This is a genomic window from Protofrankia sp. Cr1 (assembly GCF_963555865.1).
Taxonomy (GTDB): domain Bacteria; phylum Actinomycetota; class Actinomycetes; order Frankiales; family Frankiaceae; genus Protofrankia.
Map to the genome: position 1 here is coordinate 20,301 of NZ_CAUVXO010000048.1, position 2,606 is coordinate 22,906.

Here is a 2,606-nt window from a genome sequence, read left to right on the forward strand (position 1 = left end):
GCTCGCCACCCGATAGCCCGCCACGTGATGGCACGGTGTCGGCCTGACCGGTCACACGAGATCGGCAGAAGGAGGTAGCCCGTGTACGGCCGAACCACCCTGATTCCCTTCTACCTCGTGGTAGACGTCTCGCAGTCGATGGACGGGCCACGGCTGAACACGGCGAACCTCATTCTGCGGCGGATCGGGGAGGCACTTGCTCACGATCCGGTCGCCGCTGAGCGAGTTCGGGTCGGAGTGATCGATTTTGCCGGCGCCAGCCGCACGGTGCTTCCGCTGTGTGATCTTCTCAATACGGCGACGCTGCCCCTCCTGGCGTGCCGCGATGACGGCACCCGATATGCGCCCGCCTTCAATCTGTTGCGGGCCACCGTCGACCGTGACTGCCGCCAACTGGAGGCCGACGGTTTCGCCGTGGGCCGACCCGGCGTGTTTTTTCTCAGCGACGGCGAACCCTTCGACGACCCCCCCGGCGCGTGGGAGGCGGCATTTGCCACTCTGCTCAGGGAGTGCCAGAGCACGCCGAACATCATTCCCTGTGCCGTCGCCGACTCGAATCCCGACATCATGCGAGCGCTGGCGCATCCGGCCCCGACAGTGCCATTGTTCATACAAAGCAGACTGGCCAGCCCGGAAAGCGCGATAAAGAACCTCACCGAGATCATCGTACGGAGTGTCGTCGCCTCGGGCCACCAGGAGATGGTTGTGATAGATGAGACGAACGTGCACGCACTCGACACCGTCATCGTCGATCCGCCCGAGACGTGGATCGATCCGGACAGCGGATTCTGAGCGGGTGTCATGAGATGGCAGGATGCCGCCGTCGCGCGGGACCGACTCGGCCGAGTCGAGCAGCTGGCCAGAGGCGGCCAGGCATGGATTTACCGGCTGCCTGACTTCGACCTTCCCGGCGTGGCGGTGCCGCTCGTCTACAAGGAATATCACTCCGTCGTCGGGCGGATACCGCCGCAGGGCCTGGCCAACATCATCGCATTGCGGCTGGCAGTGCCGGCGGAGCAGCGACTGTGGTTTGACGCCCACCTGACCTGGCCGCTTGCGATCGTCGTCGACAACGCCGATGCTCCCGCCCGAGCGAGGGTGGCCGGGGTTGTGATGCGGCTCATACCCGATGCCTTCTTCGAGGTGTTCGCCACAAGGGGAGAACCATCGCAGCGCCGACCGAACGAGGCGGGATCGCTGTTCGCGGGCCCCGCCGAGCTACGCACGCGCGGCTTGGCGTTCCCGAACCGCGCGCAGCGCTGGTGGCTGTGCCTGCGGCTGGCCTTTCTCGTGGCGTACCTGCATAAGCAGGGCATCGTCTTCGGTGACATCTCCGCCCGCAACCTCCTCTACCGGCTGCGACCGACACCGGACGTGCTTCTGGTGGACTGTGACGCAGTGCGCAAGGTCGGTAATGCGCCCGTTGTCGATCAGGGCCACACGCCGGACTTCTTCCCGCCGGCACTGTACGAGCCGCAGTCCATCAGTTCCGATTTGTTCAAGCTCGGTTTGTTCATCGCCCGCATCCTCGTGCCCGGCCGAGTGGTCACTTCCGACGTCGCCGCCGACGCCGTCGACGGTGTGCTGGACCGCACCGGCGTGAATCTCGTGCGGGCCAGCCTCGCCGACGATCCGCGTGTTCGTCCGGCAGCGCTTGCCTGGTATCGCTACCTGCGATCCGGCGCGGGCTCGCATCCCACGACAGTGCCCTTTGATGACTGGCGCGATCGAAATTCCGCTTCTTGATCCACGCCCTGTTTCCGGGTGTTTTTAGTCAACAGTGTTGACGGCCTTTTGCCGCCGATTGGATCTTGAGATCCGTACGGCAGGCGCATCCCGATCTCCGATCCGGTAGCGTGTCATACGTCTCATCCCGTGATTAGGTGAGGATTGCCGCATGGATGTCGGGGATCGGGTTGGGGATCTGTCGGGTGTCGATGAGACGGGCGCGGTGCTGCACCTGGCCGGCCTGCTGGCCAAGGGTCCGCTGGTGGTCTTCTTCTACCCGGCGGCGATGACGTACGGCTGTACCAGGGAAAGCTGTCATTTCCGCGACCTGGCCGGTGAGTTCGCCGCGTTGGGCGCCGGCATCGTCGGGATCAGTGCCGACGACGTCGCCAAGCAGGCCGCGTTCAGCGCGAAGCATTCGCTCGGCTTTCCATTGGTCGCAGACACCGACCGCACGATCGCGCAGGCGTTTGGCGTCCGGCGCAAGGTGGGCCCGAACAAGCGCGCCACGTTCGTCCTGCGCACGGACGGCACGGTGCTTGCGCGCATCGACTCCGAGCTGTCCATGAGCCGGCACGCGGACACCGCGCTGGCTGCGCTGCGCGCCGACGCCGCGTAAAGGGCCAAAGGCGAGGGGATCCGGCTATCCCGGGGATTCGGCGGTGGCGGTGCGAGCGCTGGTGGCAGCGGTGGTGCGCAGCCTCACTTCCCGGAGAAAGAACGAAAGCGCGAAGGCGACGAGTCCGATCAGGATCGTCCACAGGTAGGCGCGGTCCATTCCATGGGTGAACGTCTGGCGCGGTCCTTCACGGGGGCCGTAGCGTTCGATGTCGCCGGCCAGATGCGAGCGCTGGTAGGCGATGATGATCGCGCCCAGG

Annotated in this window: 4 protein-coding genes; 3 read left to right on the top strand and 1 reads right to left on the bottom strand. The window is 65.5% G+C overall.

Translation table 11 applies throughout. The features are described from left to right. The first annotated feature begins 81 nt into the window (after positions 1–81). The 3 genes from U9980_RS06985 (at position 82) to U9980_RS06995 (ending at position 2,347) form a co-directional block, all read left to right on the top strand. Positions 82–792 carry a vWA domain-containing protein gene (locus U9980_RS06985; RefSeq protein WP_322767183.1) on the top strand — a complete coding sequence of 237 codons (711 nt, stop codon included), beginning with the start codon at positions 82–84 and terminating at the stop codon, positions 790–792. A gap of 9 nt (positions 793–801) precedes the next feature. After that, positions 802–1,746 (top strand): hypothetical protein, encoded by a 945-nt coding sequence (locus U9980_RS06990; protein ID WP_322767184.1) that lies wholly within the window; start codon positions 802–804, stop codon positions 1,744–1,746. Between the two features lie 151 nt (positions 1,747–1,897). Further along, positions 1,898–2,347 (top strand): peroxiredoxin, encoded by a 450-nt coding sequence (locus tag U9980_RS06995; RefSeq protein WP_322767185.1) that lies wholly within the window; start codon positions 1,898–1,900, stop codon positions 2,345–2,347. Positions 2,348–2,371: 24 nt separating this feature from the next. Here U9980_RS06995 and U9980_RS07000 read toward each other — a convergent pair. Next, positions 2,372–2,606 (bottom strand): hypothetical protein (locus tag U9980_RS07000; protein WP_322767186.1); only part of this gene is annotated, 235 nt, incomplete at its 5' end.

Bases quoted from the DNA above. Each gene is read 5' to 3' on its own strand.
- U9980_RS06990 (WP_322767184.1), top strand. From the start codon at position 802: ATGAGATGGCAGGATGCCGCCGTCGCGCGGGACCGACTCGGCCGAGTC.
- U9980_RS06995 (WP_322767185.1), top strand. From the start codon at position 1,898: ATGGATGTCGGGGATCGGGTTGGGGATCTGTCGGGTGTCGATGAGACG.